The sequence below is a fragment of the Aeromonas sp. DNRA1 genome (assembly GCF_963888745.1).
GTDB lineage: Bacteria > Pseudomonadota > Gammaproteobacteria > Enterobacterales > Aeromonadaceae > Aeromonas > Aeromonas hydrophila.
Genome location: NZ_CAWPKQ010000010.1, coordinates 1 through 24,992, shown reverse-complemented (window position 1 = coordinate 24,992; position 24,992 = coordinate 1). Strand labels below are relative to the sequence as shown.

General features: G+C 62.3%; 22 protein-coding genes. 10 read left to right on the top strand and 12 right to left on the bottom strand.

Features of this window, described 5'->3' with window-relative positions:
• Nucleotides 1-5: 5 nt before the first annotated feature.
• Complete coding sequence (locus AACQ43_RS21200; protein WP_168968625.1) at nucleotides 6-1,616, bottom strand: sensor domain-containing diguanylate cyclase; 1,611 nt, start codon at nucleotides 1,614-1,616, stop codon at nucleotides 6-8.
• A gap of 109 nt (nucleotides 1,617-1,725) precedes the next feature.
• On the opposite strand from AACQ43_RS21200, the gene AACQ43_RS21195 reads away from it, so the two are divergent.
• Together AACQ43_RS21195 and AACQ43_RS21190 are read left to right on the top strand one after the other, a co-directional pair.
• Entirely contained in the window at nucleotides 1,726-2,166 is a 441-nt protein-coding gene (locus tag AACQ43_RS21195; protein ID WP_168968624.1) for a DUF2214 family protein, read from the top strand.
• A gap of 148 nt (nucleotides 2,167-2,314) precedes the next feature.
• A complete protein-coding gene (locus tag AACQ43_RS21190) occupies nucleotides 2,315-3,214 on the top strand; it encodes a DMT family transporter (RefSeq protein WP_168968623.1) in 900 nt (299 codons plus the stop codon).
• A 201-nt stretch (nucleotides 3,215-3,415) separates the two neighbouring features.
• Here AACQ43_RS21190 and AACQ43_RS21185 read toward each other — a convergent pair whose 3' ends face one another.
• The gene (locus AACQ43_RS21185; protein ID WP_168968622.1) at nucleotides 3,416-4,273 is read right to left on the bottom strand and encodes an AraC family transcriptional regulator; all 858 of its coding nucleotides are present in this window, start codon (nucleotides 4,271-4,273) and stop codon (nucleotides 3,416-3,418) included.
• Entirely contained in the window at nucleotides 4,270-4,755 is a 486-nt protein-coding gene (locus AACQ43_RS21180) for a GNAT family N-acetyltransferase (RefSeq protein WP_168968621.1), read from the bottom strand. Before AACQ43_RS21180 ends, AACQ43_RS21185 begins: the two co-directional genes overlap by 4 nt.
• Before the next feature lie 163 nt (nucleotides 4,756-4,918).
• Between AACQ43_RS21180 and AACQ43_RS21175 the strand changes: the two genes are divergently transcribed.
• Complete coding sequence (locus tag AACQ43_RS21175; RefSeq protein WP_076362796.1) at nucleotides 4,919-6,367, top strand: catalase; 1,449 nt, start codon at nucleotides 4,919-4,921, stop codon at nucleotides 6,365-6,367.
• A 471-nt stretch (nucleotides 6,368-6,838) separates the two neighbouring features.
• On the opposite strand, the gene AACQ43_RS21170 is transcribed toward AACQ43_RS21175, so the two are convergent.
• Nucleotides 6,839-7,165 carry a YnjH family protein gene (locus AACQ43_RS21170; protein WP_168968620.1) on the bottom strand — a complete coding sequence of 109 codons (327 nt, stop codon included), beginning with the start codon at nucleotides 7,163-7,165 and terminating at the stop codon, nucleotides 6,839-6,841.
• 215 nt (nucleotides 7,166-7,380) lie between these two features.
• Between AACQ43_RS21170 and AACQ43_RS21165 the strand changes: the two genes are divergently transcribed.
• Entirely contained in the window at nucleotides 7,381-8,826 is a 1,446-nt protein-coding gene (locus tag AACQ43_RS21165) for a hypothetical protein (RefSeq protein WP_168968619.1), read from the top strand.
• 153 nt (nucleotides 8,827-8,979) lie between these two features.
• The gene (locus tag AACQ43_RS21160; protein WP_135318829.1) at nucleotides 8,980-9,753 is read left to right on the top strand and encodes a substrate-binding periplasmic protein; all 774 of its coding nucleotides are present in this window, start codon (nucleotides 8,980-8,982) and stop codon (nucleotides 9,751-9,753) included.
• 54 nt (nucleotides 9,754-9,807) lie between these two features.
• On the opposite strand, the gene AACQ43_RS21155 is transcribed toward AACQ43_RS21160, so the two are convergent.
• A complete protein-coding gene (locus tag AACQ43_RS21155) occupies nucleotides 9,808-10,188 on the bottom strand; it encodes a hypothetical protein (RefSeq protein ID WP_162498739.1) in 381 nt (126 codons plus the stop codon).
• Between the two features lie 197 nt (nucleotides 10,189-10,385).
• Between AACQ43_RS21155 and AACQ43_RS21150 the strand changes: the two genes are divergently transcribed.
• Together AACQ43_RS21150 and ydiK are read left to right on the top strand one after the other, a co-directional pair.
• Complete coding sequence (locus AACQ43_RS21150; protein WP_168968618.1) at nucleotides 10,386-11,765, top strand: bifunctional NUDIX hydrolase/phosphatase PAP2 family protein; 1,380 nt, start codon at nucleotides 10,386-10,388, stop codon at nucleotides 11,763-11,765.
• The gene (ydiK, locus tag AACQ43_RS21145) at nucleotides 11,762-12,847 is read left to right on the top strand and encodes an AI-2E family transporter YdiK (protein WP_168968617.1); all 1,086 of its coding nucleotides are present in this window, start codon (nucleotides 11,762-11,764) and stop codon (nucleotides 12,845-12,847) included. The genes AACQ43_RS21150 and ydiK overlap by 4 nt, the downstream gene beginning before the upstream one ends.
• A 616-nt stretch (nucleotides 12,848-13,463) precedes the next feature.
• On the opposite strand, the gene AACQ43_RS21140 is transcribed toward ydiK, so the two are convergent.
• Entirely contained in the window at nucleotides 13,464-14,213 is a 750-nt protein-coding gene (locus AACQ43_RS21140; protein WP_168968616.1) for a hypothetical protein, read from the bottom strand.
• A gap of 659 nt (nucleotides 14,214-14,872) precedes the next feature.
• Nucleotides 14,873-16,003 (bottom strand): agmatine deiminase family protein, encoded by a 1,131-nt coding sequence (locus tag AACQ43_RS21135; RefSeq protein ID WP_168968615.1) that lies wholly within the window; start codon nucleotides 16,001-16,003, stop codon nucleotides 14,873-14,875.
• A gap of 155 nt (nucleotides 16,004-16,158) precedes the next feature.
• Between AACQ43_RS21135 and AACQ43_RS21130 the strand changes: the two genes are divergently transcribed.
• On the top strand, nucleotides 16,159-17,058 hold the full coding sequence (locus AACQ43_RS21130) for a LysR family transcriptional regulator (protein ID WP_168968614.1): 900 nt from the start codon (nucleotides 16,159-16,161) through the stop codon (nucleotides 17,056-17,058).
• Between the two features lie 73 nt (nucleotides 17,059-17,131).
• Nucleotides 17,132-19,033: a dihydroxyacetone kinase operon transcriptional regulator DhaR gene (dhaR, locus tag AACQ43_RS21125; RefSeq protein WP_168968613.1), complete on the top strand. Its 1,902-nt coding sequence runs from the start codon at nucleotides 17,132-17,134 to the stop codon at nucleotides 19,031-19,033.
• Between the two features lie 90 nt (nucleotides 19,034-19,123).
• On the opposite strand, the gene AACQ43_RS21120 is transcribed toward dhaR, so the two are convergent.
• The 5 genes from AACQ43_RS21120 to AACQ43_RS21100 all read right to left on the bottom strand — a co-directional run bounded on the left by AACQ43_RS21120 (nucleotide 19,124) and on the right by AACQ43_RS21100 (nucleotide 24,361).
• A complete protein-coding gene (locus AACQ43_RS21120) occupies nucleotides 19,124-20,206 on the bottom strand; it encodes a glycerol dehydrogenase (RefSeq protein WP_167557495.1) in 1,083 nt (360 codons plus the stop codon).
• A 124-nt stretch (nucleotides 20,207-20,330) separates the two neighbouring features.
• Nucleotides 20,331-21,047: a dihydroxyacetone kinase phosphoryl donor subunit DhaM gene (gene dhaM, locus AACQ43_RS21115; protein ID WP_168968612.1), complete on the bottom strand. Its 717-nt coding sequence runs from the start codon at nucleotides 21,045-21,047 to the stop codon at nucleotides 20,331-20,333.
• A gap of 1 nt (nucleotide 21,048) precedes the next feature.
• Entirely contained in the window at nucleotides 21,049-21,678 is a 630-nt protein-coding gene (gene dhaL, locus AACQ43_RS21110) for a dihydroxyacetone kinase subunit DhaL (RefSeq protein WP_128815089.1), read from the bottom strand.
• Between the two features lie 15 nt (nucleotides 21,679-21,693).
• Nucleotides 21,694-22,764 carry a dihydroxyacetone kinase subunit DhaK gene (gene dhaK / locus AACQ43_RS21105; protein WP_168968611.1) on the bottom strand — a complete coding sequence of 357 codons (1,071 nt, stop codon included), beginning with the start codon at nucleotides 22,762-22,764 and terminating at the stop codon, nucleotides 21,694-21,696.
• 238 nt (nucleotides 22,765-23,002) lie between these two features.
• Nucleotides 23,003-24,361, bottom strand: coding sequence for an NCS2 family permease (locus AACQ43_RS21100; protein ID WP_042032197.1), 1,359 nt, complete (start codon nucleotides 24,359-24,361; stop codon nucleotides 23,003-23,005).
• 226 nt (nucleotides 24,362-24,587) lie between these two features.
• Here AACQ43_RS21100 and AACQ43_RS21095 point away from each other — a divergent pair, with 226 nt between their 5' ends.
• Nucleotides 24,588-24,920: a cupin domain-containing protein gene (locus AACQ43_RS21095; RefSeq protein ID WP_005306245.1), complete on the top strand. Its 333-nt coding sequence runs from the start codon at nucleotides 24,588-24,590 to the stop codon at nucleotides 24,918-24,920.
• The last annotated feature ends 72 nt before the right edge of the window (nucleotides 24,921-24,992 follow it).

Sequence of the window (24,992 nt, the reverse complement as noted above, 5' to 3'; positions counted from 1 at the left end):
GGCCCTCAGGCCTCTTCCTTGCTCAGCAGTGCATCGTCGGCAGGGGGGGCATCCTCCTGCCTCTTTGCCTCGGGCCTTCCCAGATAGATGCGGTTCTTGCCGTCGCGTTTGGCGCGGTACACCTCGGCATCGGCGATCTCCAGCAGCGTCTTGCCATCCCCTCCCGCCTGACTGGCCACCAGCCCGCCGCTGAAGGTGATCCTGAGCTCGGGCTCACGCCAGTCCAGTGACTCCACCCCCTTGCGGAACTGCTCCAGCAGCATCTGGCAGAAGTGGATGTCCGGGTTGACCAACAGCACCACCAGCTCCTCGCCGCCGTAGCGGCAGACCCAGCCGTGATCCCCCAGCAGTCGCATGCCCAGCTTGGACACCCGCTTGAGCACCACGTCCCCGGTCTGATGACCGAAGGTGTCGTTGACCCGCTTGAAATCGTCCAGATCCACCATGGCCAGACAGAACGGCTGATGCTCGAACAGCAGACGATTGAGTCGTTCGTCGAAGAAACGGCGGTTGTAGAGGCCGGTCAGCTTGTCGAGGTTGGCCTGCTGGCGCGCCTCGTGATAATCCTTGCTCACCTCCGCCAGCTCGGCATAGACGTGTCTGAGCTCGCGCATCCCCCCCTGCGGCACGTCATCGGGCTGCATCCGGCTCGCCCGGATCATGCTGGAGATCTCGTCGAGCATGCGGCGAAAATAGCGGGACCAGACCAGCGCCAGCAGCACGTAGAGCACGCAGGCCAGCGCCACCATCAGCTGCACGTTGAGGGAAACCCGCTCCACCACCGCCATCACGCTGGCCGCCGGCTGCACGCTGATCAGCACCCAGTTGCGCTCGGGCAGCTTGCTATAGGCCACGAACTGGCTGGAGGCCTTGTCCAGAAAGATACCGTCCTCCTGGCTGAAGCGGGAGAGCCATTCGGGATGGGCCATGGGTTTGAGCAGCTGGGCGGTGTCAGGATGTGCCAGCACCTTGCCGGACTGGTTGACGACCATCTGGTAGCCATCCCCCAGCTGGCGATTCAGCTGGGCGGAAAAGGGGGCCAGGATGGCATCCATCGCAAACACCCCGCGCACCTTGCCATCTTGGTCAGTCAGAGCCCGCGCCAGGGCGATCACCAGATTGCCGTTGGTGTAGTCGTAATAGGGCTCGGTCCAGACCATCTTGCCCACGTGCTGGCTGGCCAGCTGATACCAGGGGCGAACCCTGGGATCGAAGTTGGCATCCGCCTGCCAGGCGGGGTAAATCAGCATCTGGCGTTCGGCAGTGCCGATGTAGATGTAGACCAGGTCGGCCATGACCCCCTTGTAGAGCTGCCACTCCTTCAGATAGGTCTCGGTATTGTGCAGATGGGGGCCGCTGATATCCGCCACCTGCACCTGGTCATAGATGAGGGTGAACTGGCGTTCCATCTCGTGCAGATAGGGTTCGATGAAGACGTGGCGCAGCTGGTGATTGGTGGCGAGCAGACGCTGCTGCAGCTCGTTTTGCAGGCTGCGCTCCATGTGCAGGTAGTAGATGCCCCCCAGCATCAATACCGGGATGAACAGCAGAAGCAGGCCCAGACGCATCCGGGCAACCAGGGACCAGGTTTTTTTGGAGACCGCTCGTTTATCCAATCCTGACTCCTGCTATTGCCAGACAACGCGTAGTGTCAGAATATCAGCAGCGCGAGATGGCGTCCAAAGGGAAGCTGACCATCTGCTCAAAGAGAGGTAATCGACAAGGATGCTGAACCCGGATCTGTTGATGGCGCTGCACTACTGCGCCGTGATCACCCTGACCGGAGCGATCACCTCCGAATATTTTCTGTTCCGTCGCGGCATGTCCATCGAGCAGGTGCGCAAGCTGCTGCTGGCCGATGGCCTGGCGGCGCTGGCCCTGTTGCTCATCTTCATCACCGGGGTGTTGCAGGTGCTCGCCCACCCCGACGAGCCGTCCGTGCTGCTCGCCAATCCGGGCTACCGCACCAAGCTGCTGCTGTTCTGCGTGATGGCCGTCAGCTTTGGCTATCCCAGCCGTCTCTTCTACCGCTGGCGTCGCTCCCTGCGCCAAGGGCGCGCCCCCATGGTCTCCATCCAGCAGCAGTTCTGGGTGATCTGGATCCTGCGCGGCAACCTGCTGCTGCTTGCCCTCATCCCCCTGCTGGCCGGCATTGCCAACGGTTGAGCCGCTCGAGCTGCGGCAAGACCTTGGGATAACCGCTCACATAGCCAACCTCATCGACAGCTAAAGACAAATCCCCCCGCGCACGGTTATCTTGGAGGCTGGAGCTTTGCGGCACGGCCCTGTCCGTCCGTCTTTCAGGGATGAATCTATGCGTTCGAACATGATGTTATTGATGGCTGCCGCCATCTGGGGGCTGGGCTTCGTGGCCCAGCGACTCGGGATGGACCATATGGGGCCTTACACCTTCAACGGCCTGCGCTTTCTGCTGGGGGCCGCCTCCCTGCTGCCGCTACTGTGGTGGCTCAAGTCCCGCCAACCCAGATCCCAGCTCGGTGATCGGCGCCTGCTGCTGACCGGCGGCCTCATCGCCGGTACCGTGCTGTTCAGCGCCGCCTCGCTGCAACAGGTGGGGCTGCTCTACACCACGGCAGCCAAGGCGGGCTTCATCACCGGTCTCTACATCATACTGGTGCCGGTGATCGGGCTCGCCCTGCGCCACAAGACGGGAGCCAACACCTGGGTTGGCGCCCTCATCGCCATGGCGGGGCTCTACTACCTCAGCGTCACCGAGGATTTCACCATCGGCTACGGCGACCTGCTGCAGGTGGTGGGAGCCCTGTTCTGGGCCGTACACCTGCTGGTGCTGGATCACTACTCGAGCCGGGTCGCCCCCATTCGCCTCGCCGGCGTTCAGTTCGTGGTGTGCGGCCTGCTCAGTCTGGGCACGGCGCTGGTCATCGAGACCCCCAGCCTGAGCGGCGCGGTGGCCGGTTGGCAGGCCCTGCTCTATGCCGGTCTGGTGTCGGTCGGGGTAGGTTACACCCTGCAGGTGGTGGGTCAGCGCGGCGCCCATCCGGCCCATGCCGCCATCATCCTCAGCCTGGAGACGGTGTTCGCCGCCATCGGTGGCGTGCTGTTGCTGGGGGAAACCCTCGACGAGCGTGCCATGGTGGGCTGCGCCCTGATGCTGGCTGGTATGCTGATTTCCCAGATCCGCCTGCGCTGGTGGTGGAAGTCCCGGCGGGACAAGGTGCCCAGCCAATCCTAACTGAGCAGGCCAGCTTCGACCTGTCGTCTGATGCTGGCCCACATGCCTGATCTCCCAGATCCGGCTGCGCTGGTGGTGGAAATCGCGGCGGGACAAGGTGCCGAGCCAACCCTGATAGGGTCGCGGCCGACAGCACAAGTAGCCGGCCTCCATCCCAAATAAAACGAGGCGCCCAGGGCGCCTCGTTTTATGGCCGCACACCTAGCGCACGCTGGAGCAGAAGCTCACATCGTCGCGCAGGGGATCATTGCTCACGCTGTGGTAGAGCTCGAAGCAGGGGCCGCTGCCGAACTCCAGCCCGGCTGCCACTATGTCACCCACATGCTCCTGCCAGCGTGGTCCGTACTGGTTGCGGTCGGTGATGAGGTAACGGGACTGGGCATAACGGCCGGCCGGAATGAGCTGGGTCTCCACCTCTGCCTCACCCCGGGTCTGGGGCGGCACAGTGATGCCGATGTCGGTGCGGCACTGGGCTGGCGGCGTCACCTCCGGGTTGTCGTGGTAGATGAAGATCCACTCCCCGCCCTCCAACCCGCGCACAGCGGCCCACTGGTGCAGGCGGCCACAGACGGCATCATAACCCTCGCCATAGGGACCGGTGACCCGGATATAGGCCAGGGTGCGGGCGTCCATCTCGACAGTTTTCATGGTGTTGCTCCTTGCTGATGAGTGGCCTTCAGCATAAGGGGACGGGCCATCCCATGCGTGTCCATCCTTGCTCTCCAGGTGTCCATTCTTGCTCTTGTCACTGCGAAACGCGCCCGGGGTGCAGCCATAGTAGCGACGAAAGGCCTTGGCAAAGGCCTGGGAGCTGCCCAGCCCCGCCCCCAGCGCGATGGCGGTGATGCTGGCATCGGTGTAGCGCAGTTGCCAGGCCGCCCGCTGCATACGCAAGCGCCGGCACATCTCCCCCGGCGCTTCGCCCGCCACGGCGGTGAACACCCGGTGAAAATGGTAGAGGGAGAGACAGGCCCGCTCCGCCAGCGCTTCGATGGAGAGATCCGGATCCTGCTCCAGCGCCCGCAGCACCGGGATGAGCCGGCGGCGGTAGTCGATCATGGGCGGATCCTCGCCATGTAGAGGGCATCCACGTACTCACCCTGGCGGAAAGCGTAGCCACGGGCCAGCCCCTCCTCGACGAAACCGAACTTGCGATAGAGCGCCAGCGCGCCCTGATTGTCGATGTAGACGGTGAGCTCGACGCGTTGCAGGTTGAGCCAGTTGTCAGCCATCTCCAGCGCGGCCCCCAGCAAGGCGGAGCCCACACCCTTGCCGGCCCAGTCATCCCGCACCCCCATGCCGATACAGGCCACGTGCTTGCGCCTGGGATTGGGCTCCATGTGCAGCGAGAGCTGGCCCACCAGCAGGCCGTCGACTTCGGCCACCAGCGCCACCACGCTGCCGCTCTCCAGCCGCTTCTGCCACACGCCCAGGGTCGGATAGGGCAGTTGCAGGGTGCCCGCCTGAGCGTTGGGCATGGCATAGAGATCCCGCAAGGCGGGGGCATCGGCGGGTTCGGCGTGACGAATGGTGATCTGCATCTGAGGCTCCTTCTCGAAAACCTCATCATGCAGCATCACAAGGGTCCGGTCATCCCCCCAGCCATACCCATTTGCAATGCCTATCAAAGGGCGAGGGAGGGCCCATTGGTGCCCTGGTTTTTCCTTGTTATAGACTCAAGGCTCACCAACAAGGAGAAGCACCATGAACGACAAGACCCTGCACAGTGCCAATGGCGCCCCCGTTGTCGACAACAACAACAGCCTCACTGCCGGCCCCCGCGGCCCGGTGCTGATGCAAGACATCTGGTTGATGGAAAAGTTGGCTCACTTCGATCGGGAACGGATCCCGGAGCGGGTGGTTCACGCTAAAGGCTCGGGCGCCTACGGCACCTTTACCGTGACCCATGACATCAGCGCCTTCAGCAAGGCCGACCTGTTCAATGCCGTCGGCAAGCAGACCCCGGTGTTCCTGCGCTTCTCCACCGTGGCCGGTGAGAAGGGCGCCGCCGACGCCGAGCGCGACGTGCGCGGCTTCGCCCTCAAGTTCTACACCGAGCAGGGCAACTGGGATCTGGTGGGCAACAACACCCCGGTGTTCTTCATTCGCGATCCGCTGAAATTCCCCGACTTCATCCACACCCAGAAGCGGGATCCGCGCACCAACCTGCGCAGCGCCACCGCCGCCTGGGACTTCTGGTCCCGCCATCCCGAGTCACTTCATCAGGTCACCATACTGTTCAGCGATCGCGGCATCCCCAAGAGCCTGCGCGAGATGAACGGCTACGGCAGCCACACCTTCAGCTTCATCAACGACGCCAACGAGCGCTTCTGGGTCAAGTTCCACTTCAAGACCGAGCAGGGCCACAGCTTCTACACCGATGAAGAGGCCGCCACCGCCGTCGGCCAGGATCGGGAGACCAGTCAGGCCGATCTGTTCAACGCCATCGAACGGGGCGACTTCCCGCGCTGGAAGGTCTATGTGCAGGTGATGCCGGAGGCCGAAGCCCAGACCTACAAGATCCACCCGTTCGACCTCACCAAGGTGTGGCCGCACAGCGACTACCCGCTGATCCCGGTCGGCGTGCTGGAGCTCAACCAGAACCCGGACAACTACTTCGCCCACGTGGAGCAGGCCGCCTTCACCCCGGCCAACGTGGTGCCCGGCATCGGCTTCTCGCCGGATCGCATGTTGCAGGGGCGCCTGTTCTCCTACGGTGACACCCAGCGCTATCGCCTCGGCGTCAACCACGGCCTGCTGCCGGTCAACGCCCCGCGCTGCCCGTTCCACCACGGTGCCCACCGCGACGGTGCCATGCGGGCCGACAGCAACGGCGGCGCCAGTCCCAACTACCAGCCGAACCGCTTCGGCACCCAGCAGCCGAGCGAGCAGCACGAGCCGGCGCTGAGTCTGGAAGGGGCTGCCCTGCACTACGATTTTCGCGACTACGACAGCGACTACTACAGCCAGCCGGGCAACCTGTTCCGGATCATGGACGAGGGGCAGCGCTCGCGCCTCGCTGCCAACCTGGCACGCTCGCTGATCCACGTGGAGGATGACGCCATCGTCGCGGCCCAGCTCAAGCACTTCGAGCAGGCCGACCCCGAGTACGCCAAACGGGTCGAGCTGGCACTGGCCGCCCTGCAGCGCTAAGTCGCAGGCAGCCAACATCTGCAAAAGCAAAACGGGGGCCTGCTGGCCCCCGTTCTCGTCATGACGGTATTTGATAAATAAAAAACGGAGCCCAAGGCTCCGTTTTCACTGCTGTATCAATCCCGGACGCAGCGCCCTCGCGCTCTTCCCGCTCCCTTGCCAACAGGCGTTTGTACCACCCGTTACGGCAAACATGCTGTGCATAAGCAGAGTGTCACAGTGATCGTCTGCGGTGATGAATAAAAAACAGAGCCCAAGGCTCTGTTTTCACTGCTGTATCAATCCCGGACGGAACGCGCTTCGCGCTCTTCCCGCTCCCTTGCCAACAGGCGTTTGTACCACCAGCTACTGCGACGACGTTGTGCATTGGAAGAGCGACGAGCCATTTCTTAGGTTCCAGCCAAGAGAGGAAAAGAGCCGCATTATGCGATAGAGGTCACGTCCATGTCTTTAGCTGGATCAAGAAAAGCCTCACTGACCGACGCTTATGATACCGCTCTTCGTCGCCTTGCCGGCTGCATCCGACGCCCTTTCCGGATCGCGCCAGACCAGTGGCCCGTTGCTCTCCAGCTCGTTTTGCGGGGCGCACTCCAGCCAGCTGTCGCCCTGCTGGATCCTGGCACCCAGCGAATATTTCTGATCCTGATACCAGCAGACTCGCTCCGGCAGCGAGCCCAGCGGCAGCACCAGTTCGGCTGCCACTTCCGCCCGCTTCGGCTCTGCCGCCACGCCAGTGCCGGTCGCACCACCCAGCAGCGCCAGCAACAGCCAACCACCTACCCTCTTGCCCCGATACATGATGTCTCTCCTTGCTCGATAGAAGGTTCAGTCGACCGGAAACGATACAAACTTGATTAATAAGCAGCGCCCTCGCTGGCATTCCCAAGCCAATATGATAGCCTGCCAGCGCCTGCTCATGCCCGTCAAAACAGGTGCAGGAAAACCCCGGTGGATTTGTCGGTTCTCGACGAATATAACCTTATTAATCAAATCGTTATTTGGATATTATCCCAATGCGTATCATGCCGTTGCTCCAGGCGGCCTGCCTGAGCCTGATGTTGTCCGCCTGCGTCGCCCCCCTGTTGATGATGAGCCCCACCAGTCAGTTGATGTGGGCCCTGCTCAAACCCCTGGTCGGCTTCGACCCCAATGAAGCCAACCTGTTTGAACAGCCGCTGATCAAGGACCGGATGACCAGCATCCTCGGCCCCAATTACGACAGCACCATGCAGTTGCTCAAGACCGCCAACGAGCTGCAGCAGGAGGGGCCGCTGTTCTACGTGGTCTCCCGCTATGCCCCCGTGCCCGACGTCGCCAAGCAGGCCGGCATGGTGTGGAACTCACAGACCAACCAGATGTCCGTCATGCTGCTCAAGGGGGACGGTACGCCCCAGGTCTTTGGCGAGAACCTGGCGGCCGGCGCCCCGAGCTGGCCAACCGAGATGCAGAACTGGCAGACGCAGGGCAATCCAGCGAGCAGCGCGCTCACCGGCGCCACCAACAGTCTGACCGGCTCGGCGACCAAGAGCCTCACCGGAGCGGCCACCACCAGCTCGGTATTTGGCAGCGTGCTGGGTTCCCTGCAGCAGGGCGCCAGCAAGACCATGGCTGACACCACCAAGCAGGTCGTGAACGGCGCTGCTACCTCGGCTCAGCAACAAGCCGGCAAGGCGGTCAGCAGCGCCACTGCCACCGTGCAGCAGCAGGCTGCCAAGGCCGTCACCGAGCCGGCCAAGCAGGCGGCCAGCAGCGCCAACGCCACCGTGCAGCAACAGGCCACCAAGGCCGTGACCGAGCCCGCCAAGCAGGCGGCCAGCAGCACCACCGCCACCGTGCAGCAGCAGGCTGCCAAGGCCGTCACCGAGCCGGCCAAGCAGGCGGCCAGCAGCGCCAACGCCACCGTGCAGCAACAGGCCACCAAGGCCGTGACCGAGCCCGCCAAGCAGGCGGCCAGCAGCACCACCGCCACCGTGCAGCAGCAAGTCACCAAGGCCGTGACCGAGCCAGCCAAGCAGGCGGCCAGCAGCGCCACTGCCACCGTGCAGCAGCAGGCCACCAAGGCCGTGACCGAGCCCGCCAAGCAGGCGGTCAGCAGCACCACCGCCACCGTGCAGCAGCAAGTTACCAAGGCCGTGACCGAACCAGTCAAGCAAGCGGCCAGCAGCGCCACTGCCACCGTGCAGCAGCATGCCACCAAGGCCGTGGCCGAGCCCGCCAAGCAGACGGTCAGCAGCGCCACAACCACCGTGCAGCAGCATGCTACCAAGGCCGTGGCCGAGCCCGCCAAGCAGGCGGTCAGCGGCGCCACAACCACCGTGCAGCAGCAGGCCACCAAGGCCGTGACCGAGCCCGCCAAGCAGGCGGTCAGCAGCGCCACTGCCACCGCAACGGATGCTGCCGCCAAGGCCGAGGCCGCGCGCGCCGCTGCCGAAGCCGAGATGGAAGCCCTGCTCAAGTAAGCCCCTCACCAGGCCATCGCAAGATGGCCTGGCTGTTATCCGCCCATCGCTCCCCACCCCCCTCGCCATCCACGCTACCGGGCGCGGGAAATCATGAACTTCTCGACATAGCCCCCTAAACTGGAAGGACGATTTGTTGCAAGGAGTGCTGCCATGTCGCGTCTGCTCAGCCTGATGATCTGCTGCTGTCTTGGTACAGCCCTGCCCGCCTCGGCGTTCACCTATTACTCCGAGCAGAACATGCCGTTCAACGGCCAGGATGAGCAGGGCAACAGCACCGGCCTGGCGGTGGAGTTGCTGAGGCTGATGTGGCAGGAGATGGGCGAGCCGGAGCAGCCCATCCACTTCATGCCCTGGGCCAAGGCCTGGTATCTGCTGACCCAGCAGCCGGATGCGGTGCTGTTCACCACAGCCCACACCCAGGCGCGGGATCCCCACTTTCTCTGGGTCTGCCCCATCAGCCACTCGCGGGTCTCTCTGGTAGGACGCAAGCGGGATGCCCCCAAGGTGACCGGCAAGGCGGACCTGACCAAGCTGCAGATCGGGGTCATGCAGGCGGACGTGGGGGAGCAGCTGCTGCTCAACCGGGGCATCAGTCCCGCCAACCTGATGTCGGTGGAGCGCATGGATCAGGTGGTGCGCCAACTCATCATGGCCCGCACCGATCTGGTGGCCGGCAACGAAGTCATGCTGTTCCACCAGGCAAGGCAGCTCGGCTTTTCACCCGATACCTTCGTCACCGTCGCCACCCTGGCGGATCAGGACAACTGCTTCGCCTTCAACCCGGCGGCGGACAAACAGCAGGTCGCCCGCCTGCAACAGGCGCTCGACAAGGTCAGACAGGGGGAGGCCTTCAAGCGGCTGATTGCCCGCTATCAGGATGTGGTGCAGTCACCACCGGCGGATCACCTGCCCACGATCGAATAAACCCAGGATGCAAACAGGCCACCCGAAGGTGGCCTGTTTCATGGTGCGATCCGCTCACTGGAAGTGGTGGTCGTGATCGGACTTCTTGGTCTCGGCACTTTCGCTGTGCTCGATGGCGGTGCGGATGAGGTCCACCCCGGCACGGATGATCAAGACCCCCATGTTGACCAGCTTGACGCAGACCCACATGAAGGTGATGAGCAGGATCAGCTTGAGCACGGTCTGGAACGCCTCCAGGAAGTTCTGCTCCAGCTGGCCGGTCAGGCCGCTGGCGCTGGTCATCAGCCAGGTGTAAACCTCGCGCACGAAGGGGATGCGGCTCGGCATCTCCAGCACGTCCAGCGCGGCAGGCAGGGCCTGGAAGATGACGATGCTGCCGAACAGGATCAGGATGACGCCGATGGCGATACCCAGAAAAAAGCCAAACTGTTTCATGGAAGGTCCCAAGGTTTGCTGCATGAAAATAACATAGCTGCCAATACTAGGGACTGCCTCTCCCCACGGCAATCCTTGTGCAGCTGGCCAGCCTCTCGCCAAGCCGCCCCAAGTAGCGAAGCCTGACTTGAAACCATTGCCCAACTATCTGATTTCTGTGACGCTTATGCCCACTCTCCCTCACTCGTCAGGCGGTCATGTCGCGCTACTGTTTTTTGCTGTTCTGTCTTCTGTTGGCGGGATTGCCCGCTCTGGCCGCGCCAAGCGCCGCCGTCTGCGTCGTCAAACATCAACAACAGCTGTTGCTGGTGCAGGACAGGGTCTCCTCCCGCTACAGCCTGACCGGCGGCTACATAGACGCGGGCGAGACGCCGCAACAGGCGGCGTTGCGGGAGCTGTATGAAGAGACCGGCCTGCGGGGTCGGGTCATCACCGAGCTGGGGCCATGGCAGCGCGCCCTGCTGTTTGCCTGCCAGACCCTGGAACCCATTCGCGCACAAACCGATTCTGGCTTTGTCTCTCTGCTGCGGGCCCCCAATCTGGGCGGCGAGATCCTCAATGCCAGGCTGATCGCTCCGGCCCGGTTGCCGGATGATCAGCGCCGCTTTCCGGCGCAGCTCGACTGGCTGGCCCCCCAACTGGCCGCCATTCCCGACAGCCCCGTGCAGTGGCAGCCCGATTTTCGTAGCGAGGGCAATGCACTGCACCGCATGGAAGTGCCGCTGATCCACCAGCTGCAGACCTGGCTCGGTGCCCAGGTGCACTGGCTCGAGGTCAGCAACCTGTTCGGTTCAGCCGCCTTTCAGCTTGCCCTGCTACCCTTGCTGCTGCCCTGGCTGGGCTGGCCCCGGGTGCGCCAGTTGCTGCTGGCCATGCTGACCCTCACCCTGCTGGTGCAGGTGACCAAGGAGGGGATTGGCTGGCCCAGACCCTTCCACCTCGATCCCGCGCTGGCACAAGGCAGCGCCCAGGGCTTCGGCATGCCGAGCGGCCACACCGCCTCGGCACTGCTGTTCTGGGGCGCATTGCTCAGAGGGTGCTGGCCCGCCAACCCCTGGCGCAGCACCGTCCTGGCCCTGCTGCTGGCGGCCCTGACCGGGCTGGCTAGGGTCAGGCTCGGGGTTCACTTCCTGTCGGATGTGGCGGCAGGCCTGCTGCTTGGCGCATTGCTGCTGGCCCTGCATCCCCGCCTCGCCAACCTGGCGGCCAAGCCGTGGAGCTGGGCCGGGCTCACCTTCGCCTGCGCGCTGGCCGCCGGGTGGAGCCAATCCTCGGCGCTGGCGGGCCTGGCCACCTTCAGTCTGGGGCTGACCCTCGGCATGATGTTGCCGCTGCCGCGCACGGTGCAGACTGGCTGGCGCACCCCGCTGCTGGCGCTGCTCGGCGGCCTGCCGCTGGGGGCGCTCTGGTGGGTGCTGCCGCTCTGGCTGACCAGCTCCTGGCTTATCCTGCTCGGCCAGTGGCTGCTTTATTGTTGCCTGGGGCTCTGGTTGAGCGCCGGCCTCTGGTGGATACTCTCACTCGTGAATAATGACCCGCTACCCAAGGGCCCAGGCCCTGACAAGGGATTGCTATGAATATGAAAAAAGTGGATTTGGCCAAGATAACCCTGGGAGTGCTGTTTCTCAGCCTCCTCATCGTCTCCTGCTTCATGGTGCTGCGCCCCTTCCTGCCCGCCCTGGTGTGGGCCACCATGATCACCATCGCTACCTGGCCACTGATGCTGATGGTGCAGCGCCTGCTGTGGGGCAAGCGCGCCCTGGCGGCCCTCAGCATGACCCTGGTACTGCTGCTGATGTTCGTCATTCCGCTGTTCATGGCGCTGGCCAACGTGGCGGAGAAGGCGCCCATGCTGATCGAGCTCGGCACCACCATCAGCCACTCCCCACCCCCCGAGCTGCTCTGGCTGCAACAGGTGCCGCTGGTGGGCGGTAAGCTTTACGACTTCTGGCAGCAGATCCTGGCGAGCGGTGGTCAGGTGCTGTTTGCCAAGCTGGCCCCTTATTTTGGCCAGACCGCCCGCTGGCTCGCCTCCCAGGCGGGCAACCTGGGGCTGCTGTTCGTCCACTTCCTGCTGACCGTCGGCATCTGCGGCCTGCTCTACCACTCGGGTGAAGTGGTGGCGACCGGCATTCGCCGTTTCGCCCACCGGCTGGCCGGCGAGCGCGGCGACAACGCCACCGTGCTCGCGTCACAGGCGATCCGCGCCGTGGCCATGGGGGTCGTGGTGACCGCGCTGGTGCAGTCCTCGGTGGCAGGGCTGGGCCTGCTGATTGCCGGCATCCCCTACACCATGATCCTGGTGGTGGTGATGTTCCTGCTGATCGTCGCCCAGATCGGCCCCTTTCCGGTGCTACTGGCCTGTGTCGGCTACCTCTACTGGAGCGGCGATACCACCTGGGGCACCTTCCTGCTGGTCTGGTCGCTGCTGGCAGGCACCATGGACAACTTCCTGCGCCCCTTCCTGATCAAGCGCGGCGCCGACCTGCCGCTCATTCTCATTCTGGTGGGGGTTATCGGTGGCTTGCTGGCGATGGGGATCATCGGCCTCTTTATCGGCCCTGTGGTGCTGGCGGTGGGCTACACCCTGCTGGATGCCTGGATCAAGGAAGATGACCAACCGGCGACCGCGGCGGTTGAAGCGCCCAAGGCCCAATAACGATTCAGTAAAAAGACGATTCAGTCTCCATCTATGATACAAAGAGCCGCCCGGTGTGAACTGGGCGGCTCTTTTGTTTGTGGTGATCGTGGTTTATGGCGATCGAGTCAGATTGGTTGATCCTTGCCAGCCTCCATATCCCACATATGACCGTCTCATGTAGGTTCGATTAGCGAAGCGTAATCGGACGATCGAGATGCCGCTGTTCCGGTTCTATCCATAAGTCGGCGGTGACCCGTCAGAGGGGAAATGCGGGTGACTTATGGCGGTAAAGCAGAGCGGGTAAGCGGTATAAGCTGAATTTATGGGGTTGTGTTAAATGCCCAAATTTTTGTTTATACCGACACCTCTCCAGCCCCAGCGCCACGATTTGGCCCGCTACAGGCCAGCCACAGGCAATGGCCGATTTGTCCAACCCGTATGCAACTCGTGTTACTGCCCATGTTGGTTCGAATAGCGAAACTGATAGGAGAATCGAGATGCCGCTGTTCCGGTATTTCCGTGAATCAGCGGCATTTGGCAGAGAAGAAATATGGATGGTCGTTATCGCGGGAAGGCAAAAGGACATCCATCTTGGCTGTGCGGCATCTTGCGCAGAAAGTTGGGTGTCCTAAATTCACTGTTTACTTTGAAAAGTCCAAGGCTTAGCTACAATGGACTGATAGCTATAAGTAATCAACAACTCTTTCCTATTTAAGTCATCGACTCTGATCTCTGTGAGCTTTTTAATACAGTTGAGAATTATTTCGTTGCTCTTGTGGACGAGTTCAATCGTGAGACTAACATAGGAAAACTTAATAATATCATCAATATATGGTTCCGGAACTAGTAGCTTTAAATACTTGCCGGCGGTTGTTCTAAATATAACATACATCAAATATGAAGATTTATCCGAGATTCGACTTGGATCTGGAAAAATTTTACGGCTACGATCAACTCCGATAATAAAGCCATGAATTGATTTTTTCTTGGCCTTTGAAAACTGAATTCCGTTTATACGAGTTTCTTGTAACTGAGATATCCGTTTTGCTATTAATCCATCGACAGCTATTGATTTAGGTTCTCTATATTGTTCCCAGCAATGATGTATCGCCCATGGAACGCCTAATTGATCAAATAAAACACAGCCGCCATTTTGATCTCGGTGAAAATAAACTGACTTTCCGCACCACCAACATTGCGTGTGAAAAGTAACACTTTCTTTTCGAAGCCACTCATAAGGTTCTACGCTCTCAACAGCAACGTCATGCATTTTTGGAACAAGCTTTTTATTTCCGTATCCGAAACTTCTAGAATGAGGGTTCTGTCTATCTGGATAATTAATTTCAAAACAGTTTTGGCAACCACAAGTTCTATTGTGAACCATTTAAAACACCTTCCATTATTGCAGATTAGGACAAAATACAACCCAAAAGGAACATCTGTGCTGGCTATACTACTACCACATCAAAATGAGCTCCAAGTGGAATTTCTTCGTCTAAGTCACCACAATAGGAACAATTGTTCGAACTGATATATTTCTCAACTAGCTCTTCAAGCGCTTCATCGACAACACAAGATGAACAAACGTATTTGTCCACTGTTCCCAAATTTGGCCCTTCATTCATTTCAATTTGTCTATCAGACCAATACCCCACTTTACCTCCTGAAGGTTAACAGTTATTAGATGGAAAGCGGTATGAATCCGACAAGGGAGACTTCCATATAACTCCGTATTTTCCGGATAACCGCCAAGGAAAAAATTTTCTAAATCATAACATTACCGCCCTGTCTTTGATGCTGAACGGATTCACTAAACATCCTCCTTTGGCTCTACTTTTTACCGACGCGCAAAAATACACTTCTGGGGCGGCAATGGAAAGCGCCACCGAGTCTCAGCCTTTTGAATAACTCGGGAGTGTGACCAAGGTGACACTCCATATGACATAGCTGGCCAAGATACGGAACGGTGGTTGAACAAAAATGGGCATGGCGATATAACCCGGGGCGTGGCAACGCACCGGGTTATCAGTGGGTAAGAGAGGGTCAGGCTGGCTGGTGCAGGGTGATGCAGTGAATACCGCCGCCACCGGCGGCGACCGGATCGATATTGATCTGCACGATGTCGCGGCCGGGGTAGAGGCGGGCCAGCAGCTCGTGGCAGTAGCTGTCGGCCGCCTTGTCGCCAAACTCGGGGGCGATCACCGCGCCATTGATCGGCAGATAGTTGATGTAGCCGGCGGCAAAATCGCGGCTGCGGCTGAAGCTGTTGTCCCGCCCATCGAGCGGCGGCGGCAGCACATGCAGCTCCAGCTTGTTGCCGTCGGCATCGGTGGCCTGTTTGAGGATGGACAGGTGCCGGCGGGTCACTTCGTAGTCGTGGGACTTAGGGTCGTTGTCCAGATTGACCACCACCACTCCGGGGCGCACGAAGCGGGCGTAGAAATCGACGTGGGCATCGGTGATGTCCTTGCCCTTGATGCCCGGCAGCCAGATGATTTTGCGCAGCCCCAGATTGGCTTTCAGCTCCGCCTCCAGTTGCGCCTTGCTTACCCCCGGGTTGCGGTTGCTGTTGAGCCAGCAGCTCTCGGTCAGGATGGCGGTGCCGTTGCCATCCACCTCGATGCCGCCCCCCTCGCCAGTCAGCTTGCTCTGCAGATAGTGGGCATCCGCCTGCTTGCTGACCAGCTCGGCTATGCCCGCATCCTGTTCGTGCTCCTGCTTGTCGCCCCAGCCGTTGAAGTTGACATCCACCAGCCCCAGCTCCCCTTCGCCGTTCTGGACGAAGACGCCGCCGGTATCGCGCAGCCAGATATCGTCCAGCTCGGCGACGGCAAAGCGGGTGTTCTGTTCGCCGCAGAGCTGGCGGGCCAGCGCCTGTTCGGCTTCGCGACAGAGCACGTTCACCTGGGTATAAGGCGCCATGGCCTGTACCAGCCGGCCGATGGTTGCCTGCACCTCCTTGTAGTCGCGGCCCCAGATAGCCGAGCTGGCGGCAAAGGCGACCCAGACCTGCGTCTGAGGGGCGGCTTCATCGGGCATATGGAATCGCTCGCCGGTGGCAGCCTCCTCATCGGCATTGCTGCTGGCTGCGTGCACCTTGCCCGGCAGATTGCCGAGCCCGGCCAACACGCCAATGGCCGCCAGCTGTTTCAATACGTTGCGTCGGGATGGCATGAAAAACTCCTTGGATAAGCGCGCTCTTTGCTGTCGCTGAATGACCGAAAATAACAAGCGCTGTTAATCTAATTGCGTTGAGTAATAGACTATCCGTGGCTTTGGTGGCGAACAATCGATCAATTTTCGGTAAAAGTGATAAGTGGAGCTAATCAATGGTGTTCAAGCAGTGGCCCCCGCTCAACGTGCTGCGGGGCTTTGAAGCGGCGGCCAGACTCGGCAGTTTTCATCAGGCGGCGCAGGCGCTGCACCTGACCCAGTCCGCCATCAGCCAGCAGATCCGCTCGCTGGAGGAGCTGCTCGGCCAGCCGCTGTTTCACCGGCAGGGGCGCTCGGTCGCGCTGACCGATGCGGGGCAGGATCTGCTGGAGACCACCCAGAGCGTGCTGTTGCAGCTGGCGATGGGGATCCAGCGGCTGGAGCAGTACCGCAAACCGAACCAGCTGGTGCTCAACACCAGCACCGCCATCGCTCGCCACTGGCTGCTACCGCGACTGGGGGAGTTTCATCGCCTGCATCCCGACATCGATCTCTGGCTGTTTACCAGCGATGAAGAGCCCGACATGGCCGAGCAGACCGTTGATCTCGCCCTGCGCTGGGATCTCGGGCCGCAGGCCGAGTGTCGCCATCAGCACCTGCTGGCGGATCGCTTGCTGCCGGTGGCCACCACAACCGTGCTGTCCCGGCCCGCGGAGGAGCGCACCACCCTGCACGGCGAGCGGGAGCTGGATTGGCATCACTGGACGCTGAGAGGAGGGGAGGATCTGCATCTGCAGACCCGTGGGCTCAACTTCTCCGATCCCGGCCTGCTGCTGGAGGCCGCCAGCGCCGGACTCGGCGTGGCGCTGGTGAGCGAACTGCTCTCCCGTCCCGCGCGTCAGCAGGGGCAGTTGTTGCCGCTCTCCACCCGTCGGGTCAAGGGGCCGCAGTGGAATCTGCTGGTGCATCAGGATAGCGAGGGGATGCCGGAGTGCCGTGCCTTCTGCCACTGGCTCGGCCAGCAATTTGCCGACGGCGAACCCGACCGGGAGGAGGGCGGGCTTGCCACCCTCTGAGGCAGGTCACTGAATCGGGGGCGCTGGCGTGGTTAAATGGTCGGCTCACATCCTGCCGGATATTGCTGTGACCATGCCATCTGACCTTCAGCCGCTGCTCGCCTGGCCTGACTATCTGCAGGCATCCTGGCTGCGCTGCGCCCACCAGACCAGTGCCACCCTCTGGCATCCGCCCCACAGCGCCAAGGGGCAGACCTTGCAGAGCCTGCGCCAGCGTAAGCGGGACCTGCTCACCACCGGCGAGATGGCCCTCGAAGATCTCTACGAATTTATGGAGGGGCGCCCCTGCGCCCTGCTGCTCACCGACGAGAGCGGCTGCCTGCTGGCCCGGACCGGCCACCCCGATACCCTGCGCGAGCTGGCGGCGCTGGGGTTTGGCCCCGGCGCCTTTTTCAGCGAGGGGCGCATCGGCACCAATGCCATCAATCTGGCGGCGCTGGAGGGAGTGCCGCTCTGCGTCAGCGGCCCCCAGCACTTCAATCAGACCCTGCACCCGTGGCACAGTTGCGCCAGCCCGGTCTACAACAGCAATGGCCGTCAGGTCGCCATCATCGCCTTGATCTGCAAGGTGGAGGAGGCGAGCGCCGGCGATCTGGCGCTTACCGTCAGTGCCGGGCGCGAGCTGGCCCATCTGCTGCAGATGGAGACCCTGATGCAGGAGTCCCAGCACCACCTCAGCGAACTTTACGCCCTGCTCGACGGTATGGATGACGGTGTGCTGGCCTGGGATCCGCAGGGGCGGCTGCGCTACCTCAACGCGCTGGCGGCTAATCGGTTGCGGCTCGATCCGGCGCTCTGTCTTGGCCAGCCGCTGGAGCAACACCTGCTGTTACCCCAGCGGTTGCAACTGGCCATCAGGGGGCAGACGCCGCTCAGCCATGTGGAGGTGACGCTGGAGCGGCTCGGCGCCCAGGAGGGGGAGTTTATCAATGCGCTGGTGAGCCTCAAGCCGTTGCCGGGGCCGGAGGGGGTCAGCTTTATTGCCTTGCTGCACCCGGTCGATCGGCTGCGGGCCATTCATCAGCTGCGCCAGACGGTGCCCGAGCTGTCGGCGCTGGTGGGGGAGTCGAGCGCCATGCGCAAGCTGCTGCGCTACGCCCGGCAGGCGGCCCAGAGTCAGGGGCCGATCCTGCTGCGTGGCGAGGAGGAGGTGGGCAAGGCTCAACTGGCAGAGGCGATCCACTTTGGCAGCGAGCGGGCCGCCGGGCCGCTCATTACCCTCAACTGCAAGGCGCTGCCGAGCGAGCGGATGGCGCTGGAGCTGATGGGTTCCGACGAGGCGGGGCAGGAGCGGGCGGGCAAGTTCGAGCTGGCCCACGGCGGCACCCTGGTGCTGGAGCAGGTGGAGTGCCTCTCTGCCCCCATGCAGGCGGCGCTGCTGCAACTGCTCAAGACCGGCCGCATCCAGCGCTTCGATTCGGCCCGTATCCTGCCGCTCAAGGTGCGGATCATCGCCACCAGCAGCGCCCCACTGGAGCAGCTGGTGCAGGAGGGGCTGTTTGGCCGCCAGCTGCTCTATGCCTTGCAGGCGTGCGAGCTGTGGCTGCCGGGATTGCGGGAGCGCACGGCGGATCTGCCGGGCCTGATCAGCCAGCAGCTAGGGGCGCAGGGGCGCGAGCCGGTGCGCCAGTTCAGTCCGGCGGCCCTCGACTGCCTGCTCGCCTATCCCTGGCCCGGCAATCTGGGGGAGCTGCGCAGCGCCGTCGAGCATGCGCTGCTTCATGCCGGTCAGGGGCTGATCCCGCCGGAGGCGCTGCCCGCCGCTATTCGGCACGGCTATCAGCAGGTGGCGGACGAGGTGGTGGGGCAACCGCTGCTCACCCTGGCGGAGCTGGAGCGCCAAGCCATCCTGCGCTGCGCCCACGCCTGCAAGGGGCAGGTGAGCCAGATGGCTCAGCATTTGGGTATCAGCCGCACCACCCTCTGGCGGCGGCTCAAACTGCTCGAGATCGATCCCGCCGACTATCACGGCTGACGGTGAGCCGTCGCCAACTGGCCCGTAGAAAACGAAAAGGCCCCGCAGATGCGGGGCCGTTTTTATATAGCAAGGTCAGTGGTGGCGCGGTTACAGCCCCAACTGGTGGGCGGTGACGATGGCCGCCAGCACATCTTCGGCCGTGACCTTGAACGGCATATTGTGGATGGTCTCGCCCTCTGCGGTGGAGGCTTTGGCCACCTCCATCAGGCGCGCCATATCCAGCTCCTTGACTCCCATCATATGCAGGTTGGTCGGCAGGCCAACCGAGCGGCAGAAGGCCAGCACAGTCTCGATCTCCGCCATCGGCGCGTTTTCCAGCACCAGTTGCACCAGGGTACCGAACGCCACTTTTTCACCGTGATAGAGGTGGTGGCACTCGGCGAGCTGGGTCAGGCCGTTGTGGATGGCGTGGGCGGCGGCCAGCCCGCTGCTCTCGAAGCCGATACCGCTCAGATAGGTGTTGGCCTCGATGATGTTCTCCACCGCCTTGGTGCAGAGCCCCTGCTCCACCGCCAGCTTGGCCTTGTAGCCATCGGCCAGCAGGGTCTTGTAGCAGAGCTCGGCGATGGCCTGCGCCGCCAGCGTGGAGGCACCACCGGCCATGGTCTGGCAACCGGAGACCTTGTTGGCGCGCGCCTCGAAGTAGGTGGAGAGCGCATCCCCCATGCCGGAGACCAGCAGCCGCACCGGAGCGCGGGAGACCACGCCGGTATCCATGATGACCATATTGGGGTTGGTCGGGATCATCAGGTATTCGCTGAACTGCCCTTCCGGGGTGTAGATGACCGCCAGCGCGCTGGTGGGGGCATCGGTGGAGGCGATGGTGGGCACTATGACCACCGGCACCTTCTGGTAGAAGGCGACCGACTTGGCGGTATCCAGCGTTTTGCCGCCGCCGATGCCGATGATGACGTCAAACGGGGTCTGCTGGCAGCGGGCCAGCAGGCGGTCGATCTCGGGGCGGGAGCATTCGCCGTTGAAGCAGTCGAACTCGGGCTTGATACCGGCGCCGTGGAAGCTGGTGGCCACGGTATCGCCCACCAGCTTGGTGACGAAGGCGTCGGCCAGAATGAGCGGCTTGCTGCCGAGCGCTTTGACGTAGTTGCCGATATTGGCGAGGGCCCCGTTGCCTTGCACGTATTTGCTGGGGCTGATGATAATGCGGTCCATATTCTATCCCTCTCTCTTTACTAATTAAGAATCGGGGCGAAGGGGCGGCTGTGCCGAGACTCCTTCGTCTTGAATGAAGCTGCACAGGCTCAGCGAGCGAGTGCAGCCCCTTGAAACAGTGGTGTCAGTCGCCAAAGCGCTCATCGGCCAGCTGCTGGAAGCAGGTCAGTGCGGCGGTGGCATCCTCGCCGCGCGCCAGCAGGGTGAGCTGGTCGCCCTGACGCACGTTGAGCATGGCGAGCCGGGTTAGGCTGCGGGGGTTGGCCTCTTTATCCCCCTTTTGCAACTTGAGTTCAGCGGCAAATGGCTTGAGGGCGGCCACCAGCCGAGCGGCGGGGCGCACATGCAGGCCGTGGGGGTTATCCACCACCACCTCACAGCGCAGCCAGCCGTCGTCGGCAACGGTGGCTGTCTCGGTGGTTGCCTGCGCCACGCTGGCTGGCAGCATCGCCTGTTTCGGGCCCAGCGCGCCGAGCGCCTCGGCGGCCACCTCATCCAGCGTCAGGCCGGAACCGGCCGCCACCACGGCGGCCAGAGTACCCTCGACCAGCGGGGCGGGGCAGAGCCGCACCCGTGCGCTCAACTCCGGGGGCAGCAGTTCGAGGGCGGTTTCGGCACTCAGCAGAGCGCTGCCCAAGTCCATCAGCACCAGCACGCCGCTGCCGTCATCCGCTTCTTCAATCGCACTCATCACGGCGATGGCATCGGTGCCGATGGGGTGGTCGGGGTCATCGACCCCGGCCGCCAGCAGCAGGCGGGCCGGGCTGCCGAGCTGGTCGGCCAGCGCTTTCAAGCCGGCCGCCAGCATGGCGCTGTGAGAGACAACTACGATTCCGATCATGTCACAACCTCGCTCTGTCACGCAGGGCGGTCAGTAGCAGCAGGGTCGAGGTGGCCCCGGCATCCTGATGGCCGATGCTGCGCTCGCCAAGATAGCTGGCGCGCCCCTTGCGGGCCTGCATCTGGATGGTGGCTTCGGTACCGGCTGCGGCGGCTGCCACCGCCTTGTCCAGCGCATCGTTGAGGGGCAGCTCTTGCTGCTGCGCCTGTTGCAGGGCGGCCAGTGCTGGCCACCAGGCATCGCACATGGTTTTGTCGCCCGGCTCGGCACGGCCGCGGGAGACGATCCCCTCCACCCCGTCACTCAGCATTTTGCACAGCTGGCTGAGGCTGAGGCTCTGGCAAGCATCGCTGCTGGCCGCGGCCCGGATAAAGAAGGTGCCGTAGAGCGGGCCGCTGGCGCCGCCGACCGAGGAGAGCAAGGTCATGCCGGTGGTTTTCAGTACCTGCCCGATATCCTTGTCTGCCACTGCCGGCAGCTTCTCGGCCACCTTGGCGAAGCCGCGCTGCATGTTGAGGCCGTGGTCGCCGTCGCCGATGTCGGTATCCAGCGCGGTGAGGTAGTCACGCTGCTCGGTAAAGATGTGTTCGCAGTCGAGCAGCCAGTTGACGATTTGGTGTTTGCTTAGCATGGTTATCGGCACTCCTTAGCAGCCGCGACGCAGGGCGGGGGTGTGAACGGGGGCATCCCACAGGGTCATCAACTCATCATCCACCTTGAGCAGGGTGATGGAGATGCCGGTCATATCGAGGGAGGTGCAGTAGGGGCCAATCAGGTTGCGCACCAGATGGATGCCCGCCTCTTCGCACAGGGTGGCAAGGCGACCATAGACGCCATAGAGCTCAGAGATGGGGGTGCCGCCGAGGCTGTTGACCAAGGCGATGACCCGATCGCCCTTGTTGAGCGGCTCGATAAAGGTGTGCTCTTCCTGCCAGCTGCCGGTGGTGCGATCCCAGTGGCGCAGGGTGCGGCCGTAGGGGGTGTTGTCAGCCAGCTCGCTGAACATGTCGTCCACCAGGGTATTGAGGTCGGTGAAGGGGCGACGTTCGATGCCCGGCTCGCCATGGATACCAACGCCGAACTCCATCTCGTTATCCGCAAGAGTGAAGGAGGGCTTGCCAGCGGCCGGCACGGTGCAGGCATGCATGGCCACGCCTATGGTGCGGCTCTGGTTGTTGATGCGACGGGCCAGCGCCTCGCAGCGCGCCAGATCGTAGCCCGCCTCGGCGGCGGCACCGACCAGCTTTTCGCACAGCACGGTAGTGGCGACCCCACGGCGACCAGCGGTGTAGAGGCTGTCTTTGACCGCCACGTCGTCATCGATCAGGGCGAAGCCCACTTTTACGCCATCGCCGTGCAGCAGCTCGACCGCTGTCTCGAAGTTGAGCACGTCGCCGGTGTAGTTCTTCACCAGAAACAGTACGCCCGCGCCGCCATCAACGGCCTGACCGCACTCGTACATCTGATCCGGGGTCGGGGAGGTAAAAATCTCGCCGGGGCAGGCGCCATCCAGCATCCCCTTGCCCACCAGACCGCCGTGCATCGGCTCGTGGCCGCTGCCACCGCCGGAGACCAGCGCCACCTTGCCCATCACGGGGGAGTCGGCGCGGGTGATGTAGTGGGGTTCGATACGTACCTTGAGCTCGGGGTGGGCGGCTGCCATCCCCATCAGTTGTTCACGGACCACGGCATCGACGGCATTGATCAGTTTCTTCATGGCTCACTCCTTGGCTTGCCACCGCTCGGGTGGGCAAATGGTTGATGGAGCCAGTCTAACGACAGAAAAAGGGATAAAAATGACGGGCGTTTTGGTTCGGATTTGAAACAGCAGAAGGGGGATGGGTGTTTCAATCTGAAACGGCGCAGGGTTAGCGGGCGGGAAACTGTTAGCTGACTCACAGCCATGAAAAAGGGCCCCGCAGGGCCCTTCGCTATAACCGGAATATGTGGACGGGTTAGATGGCCCAGCCACCGGCATAGAAGACCACCAGCGCCACGGCGATGATGACGGTGCCGACGTTCAGCTTCTTCCACTCGGCAGCAAACAGGCGACCGATGACCAGCGCTACGAAGCCCAGCATGATGCCGGTCACGATGTTGCAGGTGAGCACGATAAAGACGGCGCACAGCATGCCGGAGAGCGCATCGACCGAGTCGCTAAAATCCAGCTTGGTGACGTTGCCCAGCATCAGCAGACCGACGTACATCAGGGCCGGTGCGGTAGCGTAAGCCGGTACCAGATAGCTCAGCGGGGAGAGGAAGATCATCAGCAGGAACAGCACGCCGACCAGAGCGGCGGTCAGACCGGTCTTGCCGCCGGCCGCGGTGCCTGCGGCAGATTCGATGTAGACGGCTGCCGGAGCACCACCGACGGCGCCTGCCACCATGCTGCTGACGGAGTCGGCAGTCAGGGCCTTGCCGCCGCTGATGATGTGGCCACGCTCGTTGATGAGGCCCGCCTGACCGGCCACGGCACGGATGGTGCCGGTGGCGTCAAACACGGCGGTCATCACCAGTGCCAGCACGGTCGGAATGACTACCGGATTGAGGGCGCCCAGCAGATCCATGCTGCCCACCAGTGAGCCCTTCTCGCCAGTCAGGCTCGGCATGGCGAAGAAGCCCTGCCAGGTCACTTTCGGGTCGAAGATAAGGCCGAGGATGGAGATGGCGATGATCACCATCAGGATGCCGCCCGGCACCTTGCGACGCTCCAGACCGAAGATGGCGGCTAGACCCAGCACCGTCATGATGACCGGGAAGGCGGTGACCTCACCGAGTTGTACCGGCAGACCGGCCCCTTCGTTCTTGATCACCATGCCAACGCCGTTGGTGGCGATCAGCAGCAGGAACAGACCGATACCGATGCCGGTGCCGTGGGCGATGCCGGAGGGGAGGTTGTCCAGGATCCACTGGCGCACGCCGGTGACGCTGATCAGGGTGAACAGCACCCCCATCAGGAAGATGGCGCCCAGCGCGACCGGAATGCTCAGCCCCTGACCCAGCACCAGGCTGAAGGCGGTAAAGGCGGTGAGAGAGATGGCACAACCGATGGCCATCGGCAGCTTGGCCCACAGCCCCATCAGCAGGGAGCCGAAGGCGGCGATCAAACAGGTGGCCACAAATACCGGGCCCTGCTCAAAGCCGGCAGCACCCAGCATGTTCGGCACCACTATGATGCTGTAGACCATCGCCAGAAAGGTGGTCAGCCCCGCGACCAGCTCCTGACGCACGCTGCTGCCGCGCGCAGAAATGGAAAAATAAGAGTCCAGAAAGCCGCCAGTCCCTGTTTGGGCGGCCATATCTTGCTTTGCCATAACTAATCCTGAAAGTGTGAAGGAAATCGTTTGCGTTGGTGGCGCGCAAAATAGCAAGAATTTGTCAGAATTGCAGCGAATTCCCTGACTTTTTCATCAAAATGGCCGTAATCGTTCTCGTTCGGACACGAATTTGCTTGCCTGCCTGTCACGGATCTCACCTTTACCCACCAGGCTCGCTCCTATACTGCAGAGAACCACTCGCACTGTCAGACGGGAGATACCCATGCACACGCGCAATCTGCTGAACGATATTCCCTCGCCACTGCCTACCGAACTCTTTCAGGATCTGGTCAGCACCAACCATCTGCGGATCGAACGCATCCTCTCCCACGGCCATCAAACCGCCCCGGGAGAGTGGTACGATCAGGATGAGCATGAGTGGATCCTGGTGGTACAGGGGGAAGCCAGTCTGCTGTTCATCGACCCGCAGACCCAGCAACAGCAGCTGGTACAACTGGGCCCGGGCGACCACATCAATATTCCCGCCCGCCAGAAACACCGGGTGGAATGGACCCATCCAGATATGACCACCGTCTGGCTTTGCGTGTTTTACTGAGTCACGTGAGGAAAAAAAGAGGAAATTCGGGGACATGAGTACTGTGCCGGAAACGAAAAAAAGCCCAGTCGT